The organism is Streptomyces sp. NPDC057543 (assembly GCF_042801895.1).
GTDB lineage: Bacteria > Actinomycetota > Actinomycetes > Streptomycetales > Streptomycetaceae > Streptomyces.
Genome location: NZ_JBHVFF010000514.1, coordinates 1 through 2,977 on the forward strand (window position 1 = coordinate 1; position 2,977 = coordinate 2,977).

Genomic DNA, 2,977 nt, shown 5'->3' on the forward strand with positions numbered 1-2,977 from the left:
CCTGAGCCCGCTCCCCGGCCGCAAGGGCGACTGCCCAGCCGAGCATCCGGTCTCGTCCGACCGGGCCGCATTCGGCCTGTCCTCCCCGTCCGACAACCACGCCGACCCTGCGCACGTGAATGCCGGATGAGAGCCACAGCACGGCGTGCCCCAGCTCGTGCGCGGCGCAGCCGGCGCGGCTCTGTACGTCGCTCAGGCCCAGGACGCGTGCGCTGAGGGCGGGGGCTTCATAGGCGCGAGCAGAGAGCCGGTGGCGCAGGGGGTACGGCGTGCCGTCGTCAAGTACGGTCCCGTGATGCCAGGTCACGGACGTGGTTGCGGTCATGATGCTCCATCGACAGTCGGTGAGTCTCAGCAGAATCCCGGACGGAGGGCCTGGGGGTGCTCACTGTTGGGCACCCCCCACATGTCCTGCATCACATCCGTCGCCCTGGCGGACTTGCTCAGAGGGGTGTTGGTCTGGTGAGACACGGCGGCACGGGGAGGATGGGTGCATGAGCACGCGTCCAATGCTGACCCAGCGAGAGGCCGCCACCGCGTGCGGCGTCAGCCGCACGACGATCCGCCGCCGCCGGGAGGCCGGCGATCTGCCCGGCGTGGTCCAGGACTCGCAGCGCGGGTGGCTGATCCCGGTGGATGACCTGCTGGCGGCCGGGTTCCGGCTGAACGCCCCGGCGCCGCCGGACGCACCGGACGCACCGGACGGGTCGGACGGGTCGGCCCCGGCCGGGCAGAACAGCGATGTCGGAGGCACCCAGGACCAGGGCGTGTTCCTGGCGCGCGCCGAACTGGAACGCGTGCGCCAGGAACACGCCCTGGCGCTCGCCAAGGCTGAGCACGGGCGGCAGCTCGCCCAGAACGAGGCGGACCACCTGCGCGCCCAGCTCGCGATCCGGGGCGAGCACGTCGCGGATCTCCAGCGGGCGTTGCAGGCGCTGATGCCCGCGCCGGAACAGCCGGTACTCGACCGGCCGTCCGTGCCCGGCCAGACACAGACCGAGCCCCCGGCCGGCTCCGTGCCCGAGGAGAAAGAGCCGGCGGGCGGGGAGCAACGGCGGCGGACTGACACGAAACCGAGAGATCGCAACCAGCAGCTTCGTCCCATACAGTGCCGAAGGCATGACGGCACTTGCATCCTTCACCTTCGTGCGCCACATCGACGGGCTCCGCTACCGCTTCGAGCGCGACGGCGAGTACAACGGCCGCCCTGCCTACCGCCGAACGGACGGGAACGTGTGGTGTGTCTGGTCGCAGACCGACGGCTGGCACTGCGAGATCGCTGACGGCCTCGTCACTGCCCATCCCCTCAACAGCCACGCTGACGAACCCGAACCCCCGGCCACCGTCTGGCGCAGCTTCAAAGACGACCGCTCCTACCTCTACGACCTCCTGGCCCTCGACCCCGAAGCGTGATCCGCGTGCCTGTACGCGTGACAGTGTGCGGGGACAGTGCCCGGTGGCCCGGTGCGGTTCGGCGTGCGGGGGTCCCGCTGTGTCGTCTACCTGCTGTCGAGTTTGAACAGTCGGATGGCGTTCTCGCGGCGGACGTTCTGGGACCGTCCCCGCGCGTACGGGGTGCACCACCACCGAACAGTGAGGACCACGACCATGCCGCGACCGTCCCCGCACGTACGGGGTGCACGAGGACGCGGCGCTCCGGGTCGTAGTGGACGGGGGACCGTCCCCGCGCGTAAGGGGTGCACGACTGGGTGAGCAGGGTCCGCTGCTGGCGTGCGGGACCGTCCCCGCGCGTACGGGGTGCACTACCGGGACGTGGTCTCCGAAACCCAGGGCAGGGGACCGTCCCCGCGCGTACGGGGTGCACTCACTTCTGGGCCCCCAGCTCGGCGGTGGGGGGACCGTCCCCGCGCGTACGGGGTGCACCCCCGGACGCGTCCGGCGGCGTCGCCATGCGGGGGACCGTCCCCGCGCGTACGGGGTGCACCCTTGTCGACCTGCGTGGCTGCCGGCGCGGTGGCAGTTTTTCAACCACTTCCGCGGATCCCGGCGTTGCTCGCATATGTACGCGCTATGGATATGTGAGGACCGCTGGGAGGTTGCCCCCCAGGGTGACCCGGTGACGGGTCTTCCCGCTTCGTCCTGCCGCCCCGGCGCCCTTGCGGGCTCAGGGGACTTCTGCAGTCCACGGGCGTTACAGCCCCTTTTCCAGGGGACTGGCCCGGCCTAGGGCCGGACGGGTGTCGCGTGGTTCTTGATGTTGCGGGCCGCATTGGCGTCCCGGTCGATGACCATACCGCAGGCCTGGCAGTGGAACACGCGGTCGGCCAGGGTCTGGCCGGTGTCGATCCAGCCGCAGCGGTGGCATCTCTTCGACGAGGGGAAGAAGGTAGGGACGCGGGCGAGGGTGACGGCGTGCCAGCGGGCCTTGTACTCGATCTGCCGGTTGATCTCCGCGAAGCCGACGTCAAGGACGGCCCGGTTGAGGCCTGCCTTCTGGCGTACGTTTCTGCCCGGCTTGTCGGCGGTGCCCTTGGCCGAGCGGGTCATGCCCTTGGTGTTGAGGGTCTCCAGCGCGACCTCGGCGTACTGCTCGACCAGTCGTTTGGTCAGCAGGTGCTGAGAGGTGGCCCGTCGGGCGGAGAGCAGGGCTTGGAGCTTGGCCGCCTTGTCCTTCGCCTCTTCGTAGCCCTTGGACTGCGGTGCGGCGCCCTTCACGAAGCGGCGGGCCATGACCCGCTGGGCGCGGGCGAGTTTGCGTGCGGTGTTCTGCAGGAGGCGTGGGTTGTCCACGGCCAGGACTGGGGCCTGCCCTCGCTGCAGAGTGAGGGGATCGGAGAGGGTCAGTACGGTCTTCACCCCCAGGTCCACCCCGACCCGGCCGGCGGCCTGCTGACGGCGAGTGGGGCGCACAGGCAGCTCCCGTTCGACCCTGGCCAGGACGGAGGCGTGCCAGCGGTGTCCGTGCCGGGAGACGGTCAGGCTGGTGACGATCGCGTGGCCGGAGTCGATGAGCCTG

At 70.5% G+C, this 2,977-nt stretch carries 3 protein-coding genes, 1 pseudogene and 1 CRISPR repeat array; of the genes and pseudogenes, 2 read left to right on the forward strand and 2 right to left on the reverse strand.

Going from position 1 to position 2,977, the window contains the following annotated elements:
* On the reverse strand, nucleotides 1-325 hold a 325-nt coding region (locus tag ACFU8Q_RS40650; protein WP_384465002.1), incomplete at its 3' end, for a hypothetical protein.
* Nucleotides 326-509: 184 nt separating this feature from the next.
* Between ACFU8Q_RS40650 and ACFU8Q_RS40655 the strand changes: the two are divergent.
* Both ACFU8Q_RS40655 and ACFU8Q_RS40660 read left to right on the forward strand, forming a co-directional pair.
* Nucleotides 510-590, forward strand: a pseudogene (locus ACFU8Q_RS40655) (hypothetical protein); the annotation flags it as partial.
* A gap of 529 nt (nucleotides 591-1,119) precedes the next feature.
* Nucleotides 1,120-1,413 (forward strand): hypothetical protein, encoded by a 294-nt coding sequence (locus tag ACFU8Q_RS40660; RefSeq protein ID WP_384465005.1) that lies wholly within the window; start codon nucleotides 1,120-1,122, stop codon nucleotides 1,411-1,413.
* A 139-nt stretch (nucleotides 1,414-1,552) separates the two neighbouring features.
* A CRISPR array of direct repeats spans nucleotides 1,553-1,945; the repeat unit is 29 nt; unit sequence GGGACCGTCCCCGCGCGTACGGGGTGCAC.
* A gap of 239 nt (nucleotides 1,946-2,184) precedes the next feature.
* Here ACFU8Q_RS40660 and ACFU8Q_RS40665 read toward each other — a convergent pair.
* Nucleotides 2,185-2,977: RNA-guided endonuclease InsQ/TnpB family protein (locus ACFU8Q_RS40665; protein ID WP_384465008.1), on the reverse strand; the 793-nt coding region annotated here is incomplete at its 5' end.

Coding starts and splice junctions, on each gene's coding strand:
- ACFU8Q_RS40660 (WP_384465005.1), top strand. CDS start 1,120: ATGACGGCACTTGCATCCTTCACCTTCGTGCGCCACATCGACGGGCTC.